Source organism: Thermoanaerobacterium xylanolyticum LX-11, assembly GCF_000189775.2.
Classification (GTDB): Bacteria; Bacillota; Thermoanaerobacteria; order Thermoanaerobacterales; family Thermoanaerobacteraceae; genus Thermoanaerobacterium; species Thermoanaerobacterium thermosulfurigenes.
On record NC_015555.1, the window covers coordinates 1,730,268 to 1,750,907 of the forward strand.

Genomic DNA, 20,640 nt, shown 5'->3' on the forward strand with positions numbered 1-20,640 from the left:
CATATTACCTCCTTCAGAGGCATCAAAATCATTTTAGCAAATACTCAATACGCTCATCAAGATTTTTAAGCATTTCACTGTATTTTTCGTACTTTTCTTTTTCAGCGTCTACAACATGCTTTGGTGCCTTACCTATAAACTTTTCATTTTTAAGCATACCTTCAGCTCTCTTTATCTCGCTTAAAACTCTCTCTCTTTCAGATCTAAGCCTTTCTATCTCGTCTTTTATATCGATTAAATCTTCAAGAGGCATTACGACTAATGCACCTTCAATTGAACCTGACATGGCTTTCTGAGGCAACATATCTTTATCTTTAATATACATCACTTCGCTGGCACCAGCAAGTTTAGTAATATAATTCTCTCCATCTTTAAATATTTTTATAACATCCTCTTTGTCTGTATTGATTATAACCCTCGCCTTTTTTGACGGTGCTACAGAAGCCTCTGCCCTTAGATTTCTTATTGTCTTTATTGCATCCATTATTAGTATAGTATCTTTTGCTTCTTTTTCAAAAATCAAGTCTTCTCTGTATTCAGGCCATTTGCTAAGCATAATCGTATCGCCTTCATGTGGTATATTTTTAAATATCTCCTCTGTTATAAACGGCATAAAAGGATGCAACAATCTCAATGTATTATCAAGCACATATCTTAAGACAGACTTCGTTATCTTCTTTGCTTCAAAATCATCGCCATAAAGGACAGGTTTGCTAAGCTCTATATACCAATCGCAGAACTCACTCCAAAGAAAATCATACAATTTTCCAGCAGCTATCCCTAATTCGTATTTCTCCAAGTTTTCTGTTACTTCTTTTACTACATCATTCAGCCTTGTTAAAATCCATTTGTCAGCAATGTTGAGATTTTCCAGGTAAAGCGTCGTATCGTCACTTGTAAGGTTAAGCATCACATACCTTGATGCATTCCAAAGCTTGTTGGCAAAATTTCTACTGGCTTCCACTTTATCATCGCTAAATCTCATATCATTTCCTGGGGCATTGCCAGTTATAAGCGTAAATCTCAGTGTATCGGCACCGTACTTTTCTATTATTTCCAGAGGATCAATACCATTTCCTAAAGATTTACTCATTTTCCTGCCTTGCGAATCCCTTACAAGTCCGTGTATCAAGACTCGTCTGAAAGGCACCTCTTTCATGAATTCCAAGCTCATGAAAATCATCCTGGCTACCCAGAAGAATATTATGTCATAGCCTGTTACCAGCACATCGGTTGGGAAAAAGTACTTAAGATCTTCAGTTTCTTCAGGCCATCCCATCGTGGAAAAAGGCCATAGCGCTGAACTAAACCACGTATCAAGCACATCTTCATCTTGATGTATGTTTTTGCTACCGCATTTTTCGCAACATACAGGATCGTTTTTAGAGACATTAACGTGACCACAATCATCACAATACCATGCTGGTATTCTGTGACCCCACCATAGCTGTCTAGATATGCACCAATCTTTGATGTTTTCGAGCCAATTAAAATATATCTTTTCAAATCTTTCAGGTATGAATTCTATTTTACCTGTCCTTACAGCTTCAAGTGCTGGCTTTGCAAGAGGCTCCATCTTGACAAACCACTGCTTTGATAAAAACGGTTCAACAGTTGTATGGCATCTATAACAATGGCCTACACTATGATTTAGATCTTCTACCTTTACCAAAAGTCCCATATCTTTTAGCTTTTCGACTATCTTCTTTCGCGCTTCATATCTATCTAATCCATAGTATTCTCCACCATTTTCATTTATCGATGCGTCTTCATTCATTATGTTTATGAAATCAAGCCCATGTCTTATTCCTATTTCAAAATCATTTGGATCATGTGCAGGAGTAACCTTTACAGCTCCTGTTCCAAACGTAGGATCTACGTAATCATCCCCTACGACCGGAATTTCCCTCCCGACAATTGGCAATATAAGAACTTTGCCTATAAGCTGTTTATATCTTTCATCATTTGGATTGACTGCTACTGCTACATCTCCTAACATTGTCTCAGGCCTTGTAGTAGCTATTGTTATGTATCCTTCTTCACCTTTTACAGGATACTTTATGTACCAAAGATGTCCTGATTCATCTTCGTGCTCTACTTCAGCATCTGACAATGCAGTTTTACAACTGGGGCACCAGTTTATTATTCTGTCACCACGATAAATAAGACCTTTCTCGTAAAGGGAAACAAAGACTTCTCTTACGGCTTTCGACAGCGCTTCATCCATTGTGAACCTCTTTCTCGTCCAATCGCATGAAGATCCTAATTTTTTAAGCTGATCTAAAATCCTGTTTTCATACTTTTCCTTCCATTGCCATGCTCTCTCTAAAAATTTTTCTCTCCCTATATCTCTTTTGGTAAGCCCTGTTTCTTCTCTGATTTGGTCGAGAACTTTAACTTCTGTAGCTATGCTGGCATGGTCTGAACCTGGTATCCATAAAGTCACAAAGCCCTGCATTCTTTTCCACCTGATTATTATGTCCTGCATCGTATTGTCTAAAGCATGACCCATGTGCAATTGCCCTGTTATGTTTGGAGGTGGTATTACAATAGTAAATGGCTTCTTGTTTAAATCAATCTTTGGCGTAAAATAACCTTTTTCCATCCATTCTTTGTATATTCTATCCTCAAATTCCTTAGGATTGTACGTCTTAGAAATTTCCATCTTTATCTCCTTTCAATTTTATGTTTTGAATAAAATAAAAAAACCTTTCCCAAAAGGGCGAAGGCTTTCCGCGGTACCACCTTATTTTATAACTTAAGCTGTATCGGGCATACCCGTTTAAGCCTACTTAAGTTTCAGCTTACTTGCTCCAGTGCTACCTTCAATGTACTCAACAACAAGGAAACCTTTCAGCCTTGGGATTCCATCTCTTTTATCTGGTACATTTACTCCTCACTATCATAACAAAATATTTTATTAATATTAATATATACATTAACTTACAAATTGTCAATATCACTTAATTTGTCAACTATATTAAGAATATTAGTTGACAAATATCTGTTGTATTTTATATAATACAAATAAATTACGTTGGAGGTGATTCTTTTGAACAACCATTTAAAAAAGCTGACATTAGCATCTATGTTTGCATCAATCACTATAGTGCTAAGCTTCATAAGCATACCACTTCCTTTTTCGCCCGTGCCAATAACAGGTCAAACACTGGCATTAATGTTGTCTGGAAGTCTTTTAGAACCAATAACAGCTTTTTTAAGCATGATTATTTATCTTGCACTTGGTGCAATAGGAATACCTGTCTTTGCAGGATTTCACGGCGGTATAGGAATACTGTTTGGACCTACAGGCGGATACTTATTGGCTATGCCAATTGCATCATTTGTCACGTCTATGCTATTAAAATCTAAAAAGATAAGCTTTTTAAGGCTGATTATTTCTAATATAATCGGTGGCATAGTGATAGTCTATGTTTTGGGAGTTCTGCAATTAACCATTGTAGCACAATTAAATTTAAAAAAAGCAGTTCTATTAGGTGCACTGCCTTACATGCCTGGTGATTTCATAAAAGTTTTACTGTCTTCATACTTAGCTTTAAAATTGATGCCAATATTAAAAAAAACACATAAAAGCTGAAAGGTAGCACTTTCAGTTTTTATGTGCCATCATATTCACGCAAAACATTTAAAACAGCTTGCACAGAAAGTCCTGTTTTTTCAGCAATTCTCTTCACGTCATCTGACTCTATGTGAGATTTTATAAATTTGCCATTCAGATAACCCATTTTGACTCTTACATCTCCAAACGGAGTCCTAATGACTTTAAAATCTCTATCAAGAGCATATCTATCAACTTTATACTGCCTTAAGCCGAATGTAGATGTCTCTTCAAAAATTACTTTTCTTACGTTCTCTAAATTTTCTTCCTTGCAAAGCACAGAAAGCATATTAGCAGGTCTCTGTTTTTTCATAAATATGGGAGTAATGTAGACATCCAACGCTCCGTTTTTTAGAAGCCTATCAAATATGTACTGATAATACTCCGGACTCATGTCATCAATATTTGTCTCAAGGATATAAATGTTTTCTACTTTTTTTTTAGTTCTACAGTACCTACAATTGTCCTTAATACGTTTGGCACCTCAAGGTCTTTATGCCCTGCACCGTATCCTATAGACTCAAATTCACATTCCGGCATCGTTCCAAACTCATGAGCCAATGTTTTAGCTATTGCAGCACCTGTAGGCGTCACAAGCTCACCACACACTCCATTATCATAGACAGGTATGCCTTTTAATAATTCTGCTGTAGCTGGAGCTGGAATAGGTATTAAGCCATGCTGGCTTTTCACAAACCCAGAACCTAAAGGCAGCTTTGAAAAGATGATTTTATCAGGTCTTATCATGTCTACAAGCACAGATGTTCCAACTATATCAATGATAGAATCAACTGCTCCTACTTCATGAAAGTGAACTTCATGAGACGGCAGTCCATGCACTTTACCTTCAGCATCTGCCAGATTGCGAAATATCTTAAGGCTCATTTCTTTTACATTATCATTTAGCAAACTTCCATTTATTATGTCCTCAATGTCCTTCATAGTCCTGTGATGGTGATGTCCTTCATCAAAGTCGACTTCAAAAGTATTTGCAGTTATCCCATTCTTCTGCGTTGTTCCAAATTTTAAACTGTATCCGCTTAAGGGAATCTTATTAAGCTCCTCTTTAAATTTATCTACATCTACTATGCCATGTCCTAAAAGAGAGGAAATTGTCATATCGCCTGAAATTCCCGCAAAACAATCAAAGTACAAAAGCTTCATAATAGCTACTCTCCTATCTTATTTATTAGACTTGCAGAATACGCTGCGCCAAACCCATTGTCAATGTTGACTACACTGACACCACTGGAACATGAGTTAAGCATAGCAAGAAGCGCCGAAAGCCCATGAAAATTAGCACCATATCCAACACTTGTTGGCACTGCAATGATTGGACATGCAACAAGTCCACCTACAACTGTAGGCAAAGCACCTTCCATACCTGCAATACATATTATGACTCTAAAGCTCCTTAGTTCATCAATTTTGCTTATCAATCTGTGTATTCCAGCCACACCTACATCATATATACGTTTTACGGAATTACCCATAAGTTCAGCAGTTACAGCCGCTTCTTCAGCTACAGGAAGATCAGATGTACCTGCTGCAACAACTCCTATTACACCTTTCGTTTTTTTTATTTCATCTGTTCTAATTGATATTATCCTTGCTTCATCGTAATAAACAACTTTATCGCATACTTCTTTTACTGCTTCAAAATGATCTAAAGATGCTCTTGTACCTAATACATTGCTGCCTTTTTCATACATTCTTAATGCTATTTCTCTCACTTGTTCAGGAGTCTTTCCTTCGCAGTATATAACTTCAGGGTATCCACGCCTTACTTCTCTATTGTAATCTATTTTTGCAAATCCTAAATCTTCGTAAGGAAGTTTTTTTAATACCTCAACAGCTTCTTCCAATTTAATTAAACCATTATTATATTTCTCAAGTACATCTTTTATAATACTATCGTACATCATTTATCAACTCCACCACGGCTTCATTCATGCTACCTGTCCTATATCCTTCAAGATCCAATGACACGTATTTAAACCCTATCTCTTTCAATTTTAAAACTACATTTTTTCTCACAGACTCATCCAACATCATGTTGATCTGTTTTTGGTCAAGCTCTATTCTGGCAATATCACCATGATGTCTTACTCTAAAACCAACAAAGCCTAATTTCAAAAGATATTCTTCTGCTTTATCCACCATAGACAATTTCTGATCTGTTATTTCCTGCCCATATGGAAAACGAGAAGAAAGGCATGCATACGCAGGTTTATTCCATGTTGGAAGCCCTAAAATTTTAGACATCTCTCTTATGTCATTCTTGGTAAATCCACACTCTAAAAGAGGACTCTTTACGCCTAATTCCCTTGCTGCACGTCTGCCAGGCCTGAAGTCCCCGGTATCATCGTAATTTGTACCATCCAAAACATACTCAATGCCTTCTTCTTCTGCAACATTCTTTAACTTTGAAAATAACTCGCTTTTACAGTAATAGCATCTATCTATAGGATTTTTTGAAAAACCTTCAATCTCTAACTCTTCAGACCTTATGATTCTGTGCCTTATACCAATTTGTTTGGCCAACTCTTGCGCTTCTTTAAATTCCCTTTGCGGATATGTAGAAGATGTAGCAGTAACAGCTACACATCTATCCTTAAGCACATCATAACAGACTTTTGCAAGAAAAGTGCTATCAACCCCTCCGGAAAAAGCTATGACAGCACTTCCAAGTTTCTCTATGTACTTCTTTAAATTTTCGTATTTTTCTTCCAGTTTCATAGCCATACCCCCTCAAAAAAATATAACACAAAAAACTTGAAAAACAAAACTCTTAACATTAATATAAACTACTGCTTTTTATTGTAAAGCCTAAATTCTATCGAATAAATAAAAAAAGCTACAAGTGCTAAAATCAGCGCTATTATCATAAGTGTAAGACCATAAGGCCAATCAAATATCGAAAAAATTATAGCTACATAAAAAAGAAGTGTTGCAGTTTTTCCAAATCTATTAGCAGGTATTGTGATATCTTTTCTTTTGTACAAAATAAATGCACCTATTATCATTGTAACTTCTTTTATAATGACGATCAAAATTATAAAGAATGGTATTATACCTTTAATCCATAGGCTTAATAAGACAGTTATAATCATCAACTTATCTGCCAGTGGATCCATCAATATACCTACTTTCGTTATCTGGTTGTAATGGCGAGCAATATACCCATCAAGCACATCAGTAAGTCCAGATATCAAGAATACTGCTGCGGCATAAATATTTCCATTGTATATGTAAAAAAAACTGTAAACAAAAACAGGTATAAGTACAAATCTAATCAATGTCAATGTATTCGGTATGTTCATAAAAGCACCTCTTAAATAAATATCGCTTGTATTGTATTATATTATTTATTTAACAAAAAGTAAATAAAGGCCTTCAAGGCCTTCACACAATTTTACCGTTTAATCCTATCTCAAAAACAAACTCATTATCGCACTTTTTACCATCGTTCATTTTTTCTATATATTTTTTCAAGATGTCAGCTTTAGCGTGAACTTCTAATATCCTGAATTTCTTCAAAAGATCTATGCTTTTTACAATAGAATTCATAGCATCGCTAATAACATCATCGCTTACATTTTCACAATCGTCGATGTAAACATACATGCTACATCTTTTAAGCTGCCAGTTGATATTGTAAAGTCCACAAAAACCTATATTTTCTCCTTCATTTGTTTGCAGTATAAATATTTTTCTGTTTTTCCCGAAGGGAATATTCAATACATTTTCACTTTTTCTTGACACCTTAAACATGTCTATCAAAAATTTCACTACATCAACATCTTTAAGCCATATAGAAAATGACTTTTTGTCCCTCTTTTCCACATCTCTCAAAAATATCTTTTCAGCTTTCACATTAACACCACCTATATATTATTATTCTTTATAAATTTTAAAAATCCTTCTTTCTAAAAGAAAATAATTTTCGACAAAGATGATTATAAATAATTTTATGAATTACTCAATTAATATTGAAGGAAGATTTGCAAACTTGTAGAATATATATATCGAGGTGATAAAATGCAAGCAGCCATAATAAAGGATATTCAGCTTCTATCAAATCCAATTTTAGATTATTTTTTTATATGTATAACAATGATGGGAAGCTCATTATTTTATTTTTTAGCACTGCCTTTATTTTATTGGTGCATTGATAAAAGATTTGGACTTAAATTGGGGTTAGTGCTTTTGTCATCTATATACGTCAATACAGTAATAAAAAACGTAACAATGGTTCAAAGGCCAATTGGATACCCTGGTATCAGATCGATTTTTACACAATCCGCTGGCGGATATTCATTTCCCAGTGGCCATGCACAAGGTACAACTACGTTTTGGGGCACAATGATGTTTAAATACAATAAGAAAATCACAAAAATTTTAGGTGTTGCTGCAATAATACTCGTCTCCCTTTCGCGGTTGTACCTTGGCGTTCACTGGCCTGTCGATATAGTTGGTGGAATTTTAATCGCTTTGTTAGTGATAATAGTCGCGGAACTTGTAGACAGCATAATAATCGAAGGTAAGTATGATATAAAGCTTATATATAAGATAATTCTTTCGCTAATTGTGCCTCTAGGATTGATAATTTTGTTTCCATACAATGAAAACTTCGAATACATGGCATTGGCATCTGGTACAATGATAGGATATTTTATTGACCAACATTACTTTAAATTTACCGTAAATAACACGGTTAAAGGTCAAATAGCAAAGTTGATAATTGGTATATCAATTTTTGCTGTAATATTAAGCACTTTGAAATATTTGCTGCCTTATACAGAAATTTTCAATGCATTTAGATATTTCATTGGCGGATTATGGATTTCAATTGGAGCACCACTTCTATTCAATAAACTCAAGCTTAACAAAAAAACCTTATAATACTTGGATTGCCAAGTATTATATTTTTTCTAATATTTCCTTGGCATCATTAGATGAATCTAAAAGCTCTTTTAAATCAAGCCCAGAATCTATGACTTTCTTTATTTTTGTAGAATAGCTTATATCACCTATGAGAATTGTTCCTATCAATTTATTTTCTTTAACAAACAATTTATAATAAGTATTTCCATCTTTATATCTGTAGGATATAGCAGCTTCATCGAAAATATTTCCCGATGAAAAAACATCCACACCAGTTATCTTCAATGTGCTTGACGGAAGGACTTCTTTGTATACCGTATTAACACCAACAGCATTTAAACCTGCCGTCCTCCCTTGAGCCAAAGCGACGGTCCAAAGCCCATATATTTTGCCGTTGTGCTCAGCAACATCACCTGCTGCATATACATCGTCAATATTTGTCTTCATAAAATCATCAACTACAATTCCTTTATTGACTTTTATGCCTGAATCTTTAATCGCATCCAAATTTGGTCTTACGCCTGCTGAAAATATCACAAAATCAGCATCTATTTTAATTCCATTTTTAAGCATAACACCGTCTGCTGTATCACCAATTATCCCCTCTACTTCTGCACCTAATACAAGATTTATACCGCTATCTTTAATGATCTTTTCAATAATCCTTGATCCTTCCTCGTCAGACTGTTTAGGCAGCAACCTTGGAAAAAATTCTACAACTGTCATGTCGTAACCACTTTGTCTTAATGACCAGGCCGCTTCGAGTCCTAACAATCCACCGCCCACTACTACACCTCGTTTTTTGCCATTTATATGCTCGTTTAATTTTTCCACATCGTCAAGGCTTCTCACAGTGTAAACACCTTTTTTATCGTTTCCTTTAACTTGTGGAACAAAACTATGACTTCCAGATGCGATTATGAGAACATCATATGTTAAAATGCTGCCGTCATCCAACTTCACAATTTTTTTATCTGTATCTACTGAAAGCACATTTCTCTTAAGCAAAACGTCTATATTGTTATCTTTATACCATTGATCAGGCTTTACATATAATTTTTCCAAATCAAATTGCTGCCCAAGTAAATGTGACAATTTCACCCTGTAATATGTGTTGTATTTCTCCCTCGAAATCATCGTAATTTTTGATTCACCATCGTTCTTTCTGATATTTTCAGCAGCTTGAAGTGCAGCAATCCCGTTTCCTATTATTATGAAATTCATCATTATCAGTCCTTTCCAAATTTTATATGTGAAAATTTTAATTTGTGTTATATGCAGCACGCATATAAAACTCTTATGTTATACAAGCGATGAAGCAAATATTCTTCCAAAATCTCTGCATCTTTCAATATCGTCATCACTTGGAATAAAATTAACTTTAAGACCCGGCTCAACTAAATTAAGTTTAAGACCTTTTAGCCTTTCTTCCATCAATGGTATTGCCTCGCCACTCCATCCATAAGATCCGAAAACTGCAGCAGGCTTATTCTTATTCTTTATTGGATTTATTCTATCTATAACATTCCATATAGGTTCAACAGCATCACCGGTAATTGTAGGGGAACCAAACAAAAGTCCATCTGCTTTTTCAATCTTATCTCTAACATCATCTAAATCAACAGCTTTTGCGTTGTATATTTCAACATCTATAACTCCAGAATCTTTTATGCCATTGCCAATCTCCTCAGCCATTTTTCTCGTGTTTCCGTATGCAGAAACATAGTATATGAGCACTTTCTTTTTTTGAGCTACATCTTCTTTGCTCCACTTCTCATAATCCTGCAAATACTTATCGATATTTTCCCTCAGCACAGGTCCATGTCCTACTGCTATTACATCAAGAGGAATATCCTTAATTTTTTCCAATGCCTCCAAAACCTTTGGCTTAAATGGGCTTATGATGGAATCAAAGTAAAGCTTGTAAGCTTCTTTAAAATCATCTTCAAGATCGTTAAAAAGATGTTTAGGTGTATAATGGCAGCCAAAAGCATCGCATGTAAATAAAATTCTTTCTTCCTCTAAATAAGTGAACATCGTATCTGGCCAATGAAGAAACGGTGCCATGATGAATTTTAATGTCTTACCGCCTAAATCAATAGAGTCACCATCATTTACTATTCTAAACTTAAAATCGCGGTTTATCTGTCCTTTCAAAAAAGTTATAGCCGTCCTGCTGCCAATGACTTCTGCGTTTACCGCCTCTTTGAGAAGTTTCGGCAATGCACCAGAATGATCAGGTTCTGTATGGTCTACAATAATATAATCAATGTCTTTTAAATTTACAAAGCTTTTTATCTTATCGACGTACTCATCGTAAAATGGCTCTTTTACCGTTTCAATCAATGCAATTTTTTCTTTTCCTTTTACAAGATATGAATTGTAAGATGTTCCCCATGGTGTTCTCCATACTATATCAAAATACTCAAGATCAGGATCCAAAACTCCCACCCAGTAAACATCATTTTTTATTTTAACGACTTTATCCATAATATCACCCCATAAATAATAATTATTATTAATTAATATTTCATTTCCTTAATTTAATTATACCACTTGCTGCCAATATTGCAATAGTTAAAAAAATAATTTTTCAAAATTTAATTTGCAATGTACTGCCAAAAAATAAAAACCTCAAAAGAGGTTTTCATTGAACATGATTTACATCGACTTTGTATGTTTATCAGCTACTTTGCTTGCTCCGTATGAATCAGGTTTTACCTGTGCATCAAAGCCACAGCCAGTAACCATTCCCACTACTTCTTTTATAATATCTTTCGTCATGCCATTCTCGCCAACATCAAGATGTATCTCTATATTAAAATCCTTCTTGCCCATTTTTTCAAATTTTGATGACAATATATTTGCAAGCTCTATGCTGTAATTAGCTTCCATAAAAATCCTTTGCCTTAGAGATGGAATTTTTTTATGTTGAAACTTCCTGTAATAATACCTTGCACCTTTACCTTCGCGATATATAATCACTGCCGAAACAAAGCATATGACTTTACCAGGCTGTGAATCAGTACCTATCATAAGCTTGTACTTGGAATTCTTATCATCTTTTATAAACTCCACAATATCATTAAACATCTTATCAATATCCAAAACGCCTTTTGTCGGATTTACAAAATTCAAGGCTATCCATCTCCTTTGATCCTCATAAGAATCCTTTTTATATATTATACACTATTTTTGTTTCTTCTGTGTTAAATTTTCATTAAACAATTAATTTTGTGACAAAGAGAATCAAATGAGATGCCGGTACAAAGACTATTTGCGCCAATAGCGTACCTATTATTTTTCCGAATACTAATAATATCACCATTGTGTTTACATCTTGCTGTGTTCTTTTCCCAGCCAGTGCTTGATCCGTAATAAGTGCTGCAACAGGATCGACAATGACTGTCAAAAGAATTGTGGCAAAGCCATTGACTATTCCCGAAAGCAAACTTGCTGTAGTTCTAAATTCAGGTAACAATGCACCTGCATACAAAGACGATATAATGCCTGTTGTGTATATAGAAGTGATTATCACATTGTAAACCAGAAAGCTCTTAGGTATTTTCGTCTCTTTGATGCCTTTTAACATGCTAAACTTAGGTAAAACTATCTTAGTCCTTATTTTCTTTATGCTGCTCCACTTTAAAGACATGAGTACAAGTTTCGGCACAGATCCAGCTTTCTCCATGCCATTTATGGCAGACGAAAACACTGAAACAAACGTAGGCATTAACGGCGCACCTATGACAGCGCCTAATGTAGCCGACAACAATACAAATCTCATATCGATGCTTAGCGCTGAAACCATTTTGTACTTTATGGATATATCAACAAGACTTCCTAAAAAGGGCCCTTGAATCATGTTTGATAATCTGGAAATTACAGCCATTATATTAAACAATGATAATGAAACTGCCAGCTTCCTGGTCCTTACGCCGGATGGCCTTATAGAATACGATAATGTATCGATCAAATTTATTATCATTGTGAAAAAGCAAACGATTAATAGCCTCTTTACATCTACCATCTGCACACATCCTAAGCTAAAATATACAAGTTAAATTATAGACATATTTAACAAAAAAAGCAATACATGACGATGAACCGCAAAATCATATTTCATTTCGTTTTTATGCAAAAACTGTGTTATAATTTTTTATGTCAAAACCACTATAGAAACTACAGGAAAGGAAAAGGCGCAAATGGAAAATCTTCGCACTAATAAATGGATAATCTTATCTGCTGTACTAATAGGAACAGTCATGGGGCCTATAGACGGCAGTGTAACAAATATTGCAATGCCACAACTAGCAAAAATTTTCCACACAGATATTACTACTACTAGCTGGATTTCGATGACATACTTATTAATGCTTTCAAGTTTAATGTTGACATTTGGCAGGCTTGGAGATATGGTAGGCTATAAAAAACTATATCAGTATGGTCTTATAACTTTTTCCGTCACTTCCGCCATATTAAGTATGTCAAACAATATCTACATGCTTATTATTGTAAGGGCCTTTCAAGCTATAGGTGCTGGTATGCTTATGTCAATGGCTCCGGCTATAATAACTGCTACATTCCCTCCAAGCGAAAGAGGGAAAGCATTAGGCTTTAATGCAATGGCCGTATCTATAGGGCTTTCGATAGGACCTACATTAGGTGGTTTCTTGCTTACATACTTAGGCTGGAGATCGATATTCTATATAAACATACCAATAGGCATAATTGGTTTTATATGGGCTCAAATAGTAGTTCCAGATAATAAAGGAATTCCAGAGAAATTTGACCCATTTGGGGCATTATCAGCATTTATCTTTCTCACTGCACTTCTCCTATTTATATCTGAAGGAGGTACTTGGGGCTGGACGTCTATCTTAAGCATCGTATCTCTATTGACATCTATAACATTTTTTATAGCATTTGTAATAATAGAATACAAAGTAGAGTTTCCAATGCTCGACTTAAGCTTATTTAAAATAAGATTATTTACCTTTGGAAATCTCAGCACCTTAATAAATTTTATGGCGCAAAACACCATGACGTTTTTGACTCCTTTTCTTTTACAAAAAATTGGGTATTCTACAGATATATCTGGCATAATCATGACATCTTTCCCGTTGATAATGCTTGTTGTTGCACCATTAAGTGGCATTTTATCTGACAGATATGGAGCACAAATTTTATCTACTATTGGCGCTTTGATTACAGCCGTTGCACTTTTCTCTATGTCTACACTGACATTACATTCATCGATGGCATCAATAATGTTAAGATTAGGTCTTTTCGGCATTGGCAACGGAATTTTCCAAACGCCTAACAACAGCTCTATAATGGGCAGTGTATCAAGAAATAGACTCGGCATCGCATCTGCCTTCTTAGCCACAATGAGAAATGCAGGAATGGTTCTCGGTATAGCCATGGGAAGTGCAATATTTACCAACAGGCAGATGTTTTATGAATCGCTTAAAATAAACAGTAGCAGTGCGTTTTTACTTGGATTGAGGGATGCATATATAGTAGCAGGGATATTTTCCATAATCTGTGCATTAACATCACTCGTTAGGGATAAAATTAATAAAAAGAATAATTTAGAAAAGGATGGAATGTAAATGGAATGGACATTTGCTATGGTAAAGCCAGACGGTGTAAAGCGTGGACTTATAGGTGAGATATTAAAGAGGTACGAAAGCAAAGGACTTAATCTTGTAGCTGCAAAAGTTATATGGCCTTCTTTGGAACTCCTTCAAAAGCACTATGAGGAGCACAAAGACAAACCATTTTACAATGATTTAATTCGATATATGATGTCTGGCCCTGTCTTCGCCATGGTTTTAGAAGGCGATAATGCTGTTAGAATAGTAAGACTCTTAAACGGTCCTACAAAAATTGAAGATGCTCAACCAGGTACAATACGTGGAGATTTTTGCACAAATACGACATTCAATATAGTGCATGGCTCTGACAGCTTAGAAAGTGCAAAAAGAGAAATACTTTTATGGTTTCCAGAATACGCGAATAAAATTTAGGACAAGTAAATAAACTCTAATAGAAGAAAAATTCTATTGGAGGAGAATATTCAATGATCAAAGTATACAGCAAAACCAACAAGTATGGAATTATATATGGAAAGATAGACGACTACAATTGGTATGCTTTAGTGCAAGCTGATGTCGTCGATTACGGAATAAATCCGAAGACATTGTCAAAAGGTGCTGGAAGAGTTTCAAGGCTTTTTATATACAAAGACATTGAAAGAGATGTGTTAAATCAAAGTACAATATCAGAATCCATCATTGCAGACTACAGACATAAATGGAATTTTATAAATGATGATAAGAAAGACATGGTAAAAAAACTTGTAAATTATTTAGAACTTAGATATTCTTTGAAAGTTTTAAAAGAAGCGAAGTAAATTTTACTTCGCCTCTTTTTTTGGCAACACAAAGGCAGTATACAGATTGTTAAAAACAAATTCTATAGATGAAAAAAATACTACTACCAACCAGTCAAACCAAGTCAATGGTATAGTCCTAAAAACAGCACTTAAAAATGGTATGTATATAGTTGAGAGAAAAAGCAAAAATGATGCAATAACTGCAACTACAAGATATTTATTTGTAAATAAGCCTAATTCGAATATCAAATGTCTTTCAGACCTGCATTCAAATGAATGTATAAGCTCCACCATGACTAAAGTCGAAAACGCAATCGTTCTTGCCCTGTCCAATGTGCCATAAGTCAAAGCAAATATGTACGATGACAGCGTGCAAACAGCCATTAAAGTTCCAACGATGCCTATTCTTATTCCAAGACCGTTTGCAAAAATGCTTTCATCTGCCTTTCTCGGCTTTAAATTCATTATGTCTTTATCAGCAGGATCAAGCCCCAATGCTAATGCAGGTAACCCATCCGTCACAAGATTTACCATCAAGATTTGTATAGGAACAAGCGGAAGCTCTAAAGATGACAAAGCAGCTAAAAACATCGTTATTACTTCTCCAATGTTGCATGACAATAAATACCTTATAAATTTTCTTATGTTGTCGTATATAATCCTTCCTTCTTCAATTGCCGCTACAATGGTAGCAAAATTGTCATCAGTCAAAATCATAGAAGATGCCTCTTTCGCTACATCTGTCCCGCTTTTCCCCATAGAAATACCAATATCAGCCTCTTTAATGGCAGGTGCATCATTTACACCATCTCCAGTCATTGCAACAACATATCCCCTGCTTTTTAAAGCTCTTACAATCCTCAGTTTATGTTTTGGAGAAACTCTCGCGTAAACCGTCGTATTCTCTACTGCTTCATTAAGTTTTTTATCATCTAATCTATCTATCTCGTCTCCCGTCATTATATTATCAGTTTTTGAGCGTATATTCAATTCATCTGCAATAGCTGTAGCAGTTAACTTATGGTCTCCTGTTATCATTATAGGTTTAATACCTGCCAATTTACATTTTAATACAGCATCGTATACTTCTCTTCTGGGTGGATCTATCATTCCTTCTAATCCAACAAAGACTAAATCCCTTTCAACTATTGAAGGATCGCTGTATCTAACTCCTTTAGGAAGCCTCCTATATGCAAATGCTAATACCCTAAGAGCATCCTTACTGAACTTCTCGTTTGCATCAAGTATCTTTCTCTTTTCAATTTGGCTTAAAGAAACTTCCCTACCATCTTTCAAAATCTTATTGCAAAGCTCTACTATAACATCAGGTGCTCCTTTCGTAAATGCGTAAATCATACCATTTTCTTCAATTATTACGCTCATCCTTTTTCTGTCTGAATCAAATGGAATTTCTTCGATTCGTTTCATCTTTTTTTCTACGTATTCTTTAGATACACCTCCTAAAATTGATGCATACATAATGGCAGCTTCTGTAGGATCTCCAACGTATTTTACATCTTCTACAACTTCATTTCTTACTTTGGCCTTTTCTATTTTTACGTCCGCATTATTGCACATACATCCTATTTCTAATAGCCTTTTTAATGCAGGATCATAAATTGGCTCTACCTTCCTACTATTTATTGTAAATTTAACGTTGTTTGACTTTCCCTCAATTTCTACAACATTATCATTCACAAAAAACTTTTTAACTGTCATTTTGTTTTCCGTCAAAGTGCCTGTTTTATCAGTACAGATGACATTTGTACATCCAAGCGTCTCTACAGCCGGAAGTTTCCTGACAATCGCATTTCGCTTTAACATCCTTTGTACTCCTATAGCAAGCGATACGGTGACAACTGCAGGAAGACCTTCAGGTATAGCAGCTACAGCAAGGCTAACTCCAGACAAAAACATGTAATAAATAGACTCGCCTCTAATGATTCCCATAACTACCACAAGAGCGCAAATTAATAAAGAACCTGTTACAAGGACCTTACCTAATTTATCGAGCCTTCTTTGAAGTGGTGTCATGCTATCGTCAATATTTTTAATCATCCCTGCAATTTTGCCCATTTCAGTCCTCATACCTACATCAACAACTAAAGCTTTGCAGCGTCCGCTCGTGACTACAGTACCCATGTATATAAAGCTATTTTTTTGCGCCACCCTCCTATTTCCTATTTCGACAGGTTCTTTTGTTACAGGTATAGACTCACCTGTTAAAATAGATTCATCAATCCTTAAGTTAGAAGATTCAAATACAATAGCATCTGCTGGTACTTTGTCGCCTGCTTCAAGCAATATTACATCATCAACTGTTATTTCTTCTGAAGGTATTTCTTTTACAACACCATCCCTTAAAACCTTTGAAGATGGCGCAGAAAGTTTTTTCAGAGCATCCAGTGACTGTTCGGTCCTGTATTCTTGCACAAAACCAAGAATTGCGTTAAGGATTATAATAACCGTGATCGTCACAGCATCGGCTATTTCTCCCATTAGAGCAGAAATCAACGTTGCAACCAACAAAACCATCACAATGAAATCTTTAAATTGATCTAAAAAAATATCGAAAGCAGTCAATTTTCTACCTTCATCAAGAACATTATGACCGTATTTCAATAATCTCTTGCGTGCTTCTTGTTCGCTTAACCCATTTTTGACAGATTCATCGTTAAAGAAGTAAATTGTACTATTTTCTGGTTTTTTTGTTTGAAACATTTGTATCCCCCTTTGTACATTTCTCCTCATATAAAAATATGAGGTCACATGTAAAAACATGACCTCATATTTTTAGGCTTTGCCATTCATCCCTTGCAAAATCAACTATCATAGAATAATTGCTTCTCAATGGATGATTTATTACCTTATTAAACCATTTTAGAGCTTCATCTCTATTGCCTAATATCTTGTTTAGCTCACCTATCAAATATATAAGCTGTATTTCACCTTCAAATGAATCATTTCCTTCATATGCTTTCTCATACTTATCTAATGAAATCTTTAAGAACTTTATTTTATTGGCAGTATCTCCTAATATGTCGTATATCCAACTTATCCTTAAGCATGTCTTAGCAAATATTATATCTTTATCGTTCTTTATTTCTGAACAATATAAAGACAAAAGATATGATTCTAAAGCTTTTTTAGGAGTCCTTTCACCAGAAAACTTTCTTTTTGTCCAATTTGTAGTGATTTTTGAAAGAACTTCTTTTTTACTTTCTTCAGTAATGTTGTTAAAAGATTCGTTTAATGCAGCATAACCACAATTTGGGCATACAATGGGATCATAAAAAAAAGGCTCTATTCCCTCATACTTTGTATACAGATCCTTTCTGATTTCTCTAATTCTCAAATGCGACATTCTTACTTTAGTATAAGTAAATTCTCTGCCACATACTGGACATTTTGTCTTTGTATCATACAAAAAAGAATCCATGGTTTCACTCCTGTCTATGAAGTCTGCAGCAATACTATTATCCAATATATATTTCGAATTACAAGCAAAAAATATTAGCAAATTAGCTTATTTACATCATTTTTTCTTCATTAAACCATATGTTATCCCAATCAGCATCACAATTCCAGCATAACCTGCAACTGGGTACATGTAGTGTACTAATTTTGAAAAACCAAACCCGCTTAATATCAGTCCTACACCACCTGTAATGATTGTACAAACTTTATACAATGTACTTTTAGCATCAGTCAATCTTGCCACGAATCCATAAAGATTCCCAACTGCTGTCGTATAAATCTCTGCAATTAAAATAAAACTGTAAATAAGCTTAAGCAATTTTGAGAATTTTCCAGCTATGTAAAGCATAGGTATTTGATAATTGGAAACGTGAGGCATATTCAAAAGAATCGCCACCAAGATCATCGTAGCACCTGCCCATAAACCTAAACCTCCAAATAATGCACCTAATTTTAAATCCGATTTATTCGTTGTTTGATTTCCAAGTGGCGCCAAAATTGCCACAGACATTAGCAAATTATATGAAGCGTAAATAACCCCAGATACAAAAAAATTCTTGACGGCTGCATCAAATGGCATTGATATGCGGTTTAATACAGAAATATCTGGTGTATAAAAAAGTGCTAATGCACTTATTAAAAATACTCCCAGCAATAAAATCGGCACTACAAAAGAAATAGCAGAAATAACACCTGCTATTCCTGTCAAAACTGTCATGACTGATATTACAGCCATCAAAACAGCTCCAAACTGAGATGGTAGCTCAAACTGCTCTTTAAAAATCGCTGCTGTACCTGCCAGCATTGCCGTAAAAGCTCCGAATAAAAAAAATATTATCACATAATCCATTATTTTGCCAAAAAAAGGGCCTCCAACATCCATAATAACCTCATAATGTGAAGAAGCATTAAGTTTATTGCCCAATAGCAAAATAAAATACCCATATACAATAAACATGATGGCTGCGACAAAAAGACCCACAAATCCTTTTACACCGTGATATCCAAAGAATTGCAGTACTTCCTGTCCAGATGCAAACCCAGCACCGACTACAGTACCTATATATGTAGCAGTAATTGAAAATACCGACAATCTTTTATTCTTCAAGATTGCGCCTCCTAAACGATTTTTCACTAATATATATATTCTCCTAAATGATTTTTATTTATAATCACTTTTAATATTATATTTGATTGTTGTATAATCTTATAAAGTGGGATTTTTAAATCAAAAATTTGACGAGGAGAAATAAAATGAGAAAAAAAACAATTATTTTAACATTGATTATTATTTTTGCAATTATTTTATCTATATTTGGTTATAATAGCTATAATACATTTAAAAATCCAACATCCGCATTTTCAAGCACTAAAATGCCAAATAGCTCAAAAATTACTGATAAAGCTAAAAAAAACAATTCTGAATTTAGCAGTGAAAAAATATATTTGGCATTTCTCGGTTTAGATATGACAGATGAAAGAATAAAAACAATAGGAAACTTTAGGACAGATACAATAGGGATATTTTCAATCGACTTAAAAACAAAAAAAGTAAATCTTTTATCGATTCCAAGAGATACATACGTTCAAATACCAGGTAGAAAAGGATACGATAAAATAAATGCTGCATATCCATATGGTGGCATGGGCAAAAGTGGATATGAACTAAGCTTAAAGACAATCAGCAATTTTCTGGGAATCGATGTTAATTACTACATATCAATAGATATGCAAAACATCTCTCAGATAGTCGATGCGGTTGGTGGCGTTCCAATAAACGTTGAAGAAGACATGCATACACACGGTGCCAATTTAAACAAAGGGTATCAGGTTTTAGACGGCAAAAAAGCTGAAGAATATGTTAGATGGCGTTACGACCCGATGGGAGACATAAATAGAGTAAAAAGGCAGCAACAATTTTTACTGGCATTTTTAAAACAATTAAAGGCAAACAAAAATGATGTATCTTCATACATAAAATTGTACGATGCTTTTAAAGGTGATATATACACAAACCTTAACTTCAATCAGATACTTGCCTTGATTTCGGTGATGAAAGATGTAAACGCTGATGACATTAAAACTTATACAGTGCCAGGAAGTTTCTATAATTTAAACAATATAAGCTACTGGAAGCCCGATATGGAAAAACTGAATGAAATACTTAAAGAATTTAAGTAAATTGTCGACTTATATCAAAAAAATCACAATTTTAGCTGAAGTTTTGAAAAAGTTGCCGAAATTATATTGACTATAT

At 34.6% G+C, this 20,640-nt stretch carries 20 protein-coding genes; 6 read left to right on the forward strand and 14 right to left on the reverse strand.

Going from position 1 to position 20,640, the window contains the following annotated elements; all coding sequences use genetic code 11:
* Positions 1 to 28 precede the first annotated feature (28 nt).
* Positions 29 to 2,665 carry a valine--tRNA ligase gene (locus THEXY_RS08580; RefSeq protein ID WP_013788448.1) on the reverse strand — a complete coding sequence of 879 codons (2,637 nt, stop codon included), beginning with the start codon at positions 2,663 to 2,665 and terminating at the stop codon, positions 29 to 31.
* Between the two features lie 378 nt (positions 2,666 to 3,043).
* On the opposite strand from THEXY_RS08580, the gene THEXY_RS08585 reads away from it, so the two are divergent.
* The gene (locus THEXY_RS08585) at positions 3,044 to 3,598 is read left to right on the forward strand and encodes a biotin transporter BioY (protein WP_041592107.1); all 555 of its coding nucleotides are present in this window, start codon (positions 3,044 to 3,046) and stop codon (positions 3,596 to 3,598) included.
* A 19-nt stretch (positions 3,599 to 3,617) separates the two neighbouring features.
* On the opposite strand, the gene larC2 is transcribed toward THEXY_RS08585, so the two are convergent.
* The 6 genes from larC2 to THEXY_RS08615 form a co-directional block, all read right to left on the reverse strand.
* A complete protein-coding gene (gene larC2 / locus THEXY_RS12905; RefSeq protein WP_041592108.1) occupies positions 3,618 to 4,013 on the reverse strand; it encodes a nickel pincer cofactor biosynthesis protein LarC2 in 396 nt (131 codons plus the stop codon).
* A 35-nt stretch (positions 4,014 to 4,048) separates the two neighbouring features.
* Positions 4,049 to 4,783 carry a nickel pincer cofactor biosynthesis protein LarC gene (larC, locus tag THEXY_RS12910; RefSeq protein WP_041592109.1) on the reverse strand — a complete coding sequence of 245 codons (735 nt, stop codon included), beginning with the start codon at positions 4,781 to 4,783 and terminating at the stop codon, positions 4,049 to 4,051.
* A gap of 5 nt (positions 4,784 to 4,788) precedes the next feature.
* Positions 4,789 to 5,544, reverse strand: a complete 756-nt coding sequence (gene larB / locus THEXY_RS08600) for a nickel pincer cofactor biosynthesis protein LarB (protein WP_013788450.1) — start codon at positions 5,542 to 5,544, stop codon at positions 4,789 to 4,791.
* Positions 5,531 to 6,358, reverse strand: a complete 828-nt coding sequence (larE, locus tag THEXY_RS08605) for an ATP-dependent sacrificial sulfur transferase LarE (RefSeq protein WP_013788451.1) — start codon at positions 6,356 to 6,358, stop codon at positions 5,531 to 5,533. Before larE ends, larB begins: the two co-directional genes overlap by 14 nt.
* A 68-nt stretch (positions 6,359 to 6,426) precedes the next feature.
* Positions 6,427 to 6,942 carry a CDP-alcohol phosphatidyltransferase family protein gene (locus tag THEXY_RS08610; protein WP_013788452.1) on the reverse strand — a complete coding sequence of 172 codons (516 nt, stop codon included), beginning with the start codon at positions 6,940 to 6,942 and terminating at the stop codon, positions 6,427 to 6,429.
* Positions 6,943 to 7,024: 82 nt separating this feature from the next.
* Entirely contained in the window at positions 7,025 to 7,495 is a 471-nt protein-coding gene (locus THEXY_RS08615) for a hypothetical protein (protein ID WP_013788453.1), read from the reverse strand.
* 165 nt (positions 7,496 to 7,660) lie between these two features.
* On the opposite strand from THEXY_RS08615, the gene THEXY_RS08620 reads away from it, so the two are divergent.
* Entirely contained in the window at positions 7,661 to 8,524 is an 864-nt protein-coding gene (locus tag THEXY_RS08620; protein WP_013788454.1) for a phosphatase PAP2 family protein, read from the forward strand.
* An 18-nt stretch (positions 8,525 to 8,542) separates the two neighbouring features.
* Here the strand turns inward: THEXY_RS08620 and THEXY_RS08625 are convergent, their stop codons facing one another.
* From THEXY_RS08625 to THEXY_RS08640, 4 genes are all read right to left on the reverse strand, one after another.
* A complete protein-coding gene (locus THEXY_RS08625) occupies positions 8,543 to 9,733 on the reverse strand; it encodes an NAD(P)/FAD-dependent oxidoreductase (protein WP_230197573.1) in 1,191 nt (396 codons plus the stop codon).
* 75 nt (positions 9,734 to 9,808) lie between these two features.
* Complete coding sequence (locus THEXY_RS08630; protein ID WP_013788456.1) at positions 9,809 to 10,996, reverse strand: FprA family A-type flavoprotein; 1,188 nt, start codon at positions 10,994 to 10,996, stop codon at positions 9,809 to 9,811.
* Between the two features lie 171 nt (positions 10,997 to 11,167).
* The gene (locus THEXY_RS08635) at positions 11,168 to 11,644 is read right to left on the reverse strand and encodes a ribonuclease H-like YkuK family protein (protein WP_013788457.1); all 477 of its coding nucleotides are present in this window, start codon (positions 11,642 to 11,644) and stop codon (positions 11,168 to 11,170) included.
* Positions 11,645 to 11,726: 82 nt separating this feature from the next.
* A complete protein-coding gene (locus THEXY_RS08640; RefSeq protein ID WP_013788458.1) occupies positions 11,727 to 12,536 on the reverse strand; it encodes a lipid II flippase Amj family protein in 810 nt (269 codons plus the stop codon).
* 175 nt (positions 12,537 to 12,711) lie between these two features.
* Between THEXY_RS08640 and THEXY_RS08645 the strand changes: the two genes are divergently transcribed.
* Genes THEXY_RS08645 through THEXY_RS08655 form a run of 3 tightly spaced genes read left to right on the forward strand, consistent with a single transcriptional unit; the run spans position 12,712 to position 14,924 of the window.
* Positions 12,712 to 14,121 (forward strand): MFS transporter, encoded by a 1,410-nt coding sequence (locus THEXY_RS08645; protein WP_013788459.1) that lies wholly within the window; start codon positions 12,712 to 12,714, stop codon positions 14,119 to 14,121.
* Complete coding sequence (gene ndk / locus THEXY_RS08650; protein WP_013788460.1) at positions 14,122 to 14,538, forward strand: nucleoside-diphosphate kinase; 417 nt, start codon at positions 14,122 to 14,124, stop codon at positions 14,536 to 14,538. It abuts the gene before it with no gap.
* A gap of 53 nt (positions 14,539 to 14,591) precedes the next feature.
* Positions 14,592 to 14,924, forward strand: coding sequence for a hypothetical protein (locus THEXY_RS08655; RefSeq protein ID WP_013788461.1), 333 nt, complete (start codon positions 14,592 to 14,594; stop codon positions 14,922 to 14,924).
* Between the two features lie 3 nt (positions 14,925 to 14,927).
* On the opposite strand, the gene THEXY_RS08660 is transcribed toward THEXY_RS08655, so the two are convergent.
* The 3 genes from THEXY_RS08660 to THEXY_RS08670 form a co-directional block, all read right to left on the reverse strand.
* A complete protein-coding gene (locus THEXY_RS08660; RefSeq protein ID WP_013788462.1) occupies positions 14,928 to 17,627 on the reverse strand; it encodes a calcium-translocating P-type ATPase, SERCA-type in 2,700 nt (899 codons plus the stop codon).
* Between the two features lie 64 nt (positions 17,628 to 17,691).
* Positions 17,692 to 18,345, reverse strand: a complete 654-nt coding sequence (locus THEXY_RS08665) for a DUF2225 domain-containing protein (protein ID WP_013788463.1) — start codon at positions 18,343 to 18,345, stop codon at positions 17,692 to 17,694.
* 96 nt (positions 18,346 to 18,441) lie between these two features.
* Positions 18,442 to 19,491, reverse strand: coding sequence for a YkvI family membrane protein (locus THEXY_RS08670; protein WP_013788464.1), 1,050 nt, complete (start codon positions 19,489 to 19,491; stop codon positions 18,442 to 18,444).
* A 146-nt stretch (positions 19,492 to 19,637) separates the two neighbouring features.
* On the opposite strand from THEXY_RS08670, the gene THEXY_RS08675 reads away from it, so the two are divergent.
* Entirely contained in the window at positions 19,638 to 20,564 is a 927-nt protein-coding gene (locus THEXY_RS08675; RefSeq protein WP_013788465.1) for an LCP family protein, read from the forward strand.
* Positions 20,565 to 20,640: the final 76 nt, after the last annotated feature.

Excerpts from the sequence above, each read along its gene's own strand:
- THEXY_RS08640 (WP_013788458.1), bottom strand. The coding sequence starts at position 12,536 with ATGGTAGATGTAAAGAGGCTATTAATCGTTTGCTTTTTCACAATGATA.
- THEXY_RS08665 (WP_013788463.1), bottom strand. The coding sequence starts at position 18,345 with ATGGATTCTTTTTTGTATGATACAAAGACAAAATGTCCAGTATGTGGC.
- THEXY_RS08580 (WP_013788448.1), bottom strand. The coding sequence starts at position 2,665 with ATGGAAATTTCTAAGACGTACAATCCTAAGGAATTTGAGGATAGAATA.
- THEXY_RS08675 (WP_013788465.1), top strand. The coding sequence starts at position 19,638 with ATGAGAAAAAAAACAATTATTTTAACATTGATTATTATTTTTGCAATT.
- THEXY_RS08625 (WP_230197573.1), bottom strand. The coding sequence starts at position 9,733 with ATGATGAATTTCATAATAATAGGAAACGGGATTGCTGCACTTCAAGCT.
- larB (WP_013788450.1), bottom strand. The coding sequence starts at position 5,544 with ATGATGTACGATAGTATTATAAAAGATGTACTTGAGAAATATAATAAT.
- THEXY_RS08620 (WP_013788454.1), top strand. The coding sequence starts at position 7,661 with ATGCAAGCAGCCATAATAAAGGATATTCAGCTTCTATCAAATCCAATT.
- THEXY_RS08655 (WP_013788461.1), top strand. The coding sequence starts at position 14,592 with ATGATCAAAGTATACAGCAAAACCAACAAGTATGGAATTATATATGGA.
- larE (WP_013788451.1), bottom strand. The coding sequence starts at position 6,358 with ATGAAACTGGAAGAAAAATACGAAAATTTAAAGAAGTACATAGAGAAA.
- THEXY_RS08630 (WP_013788456.1), bottom strand. The coding sequence starts at position 10,996 with ATGGATAAAGTCGTTAAAATAAAAAATGATGTTTACTGGGTGGGAGTT.
- THEXY_RS08645 (WP_013788459.1), top strand. The coding sequence starts at position 12,712 with ATGGAAAATCTTCGCACTAATAAATGGATAATCTTATCTGCTGTACTA.
- ndk (WP_013788460.1), top strand. The coding sequence starts at position 14,122 with ATGGAATGGACATTTGCTATGGTAAAGCCAGACGGTGTAAAGCGTGGA.
- larC2 (WP_041592108.1), bottom strand. The coding sequence starts at position 4,013 with ATGAGTCCGGAGTATTATCAGTACATATTTGATAGGCTTCTAAAAAAC.
- THEXY_RS08610 (WP_013788452.1), bottom strand. The coding sequence starts at position 6,942 with ATGAACATACCGAATACATTGACATTGATTAGATTTGTACTTATACCT.
- larC (WP_041592109.1), bottom strand. The coding sequence starts at position 4,783 with ATGAAGCTTTTGTACTTTGATTGTTTTGCGGGAATTTCAGGCGATATG.
- THEXY_RS08660 (WP_013788462.1), bottom strand. The coding sequence starts at position 17,627 with ATGTTTCAAACAAAAAAACCAGAAAATAGTACAATTTACTTCTTTAAC.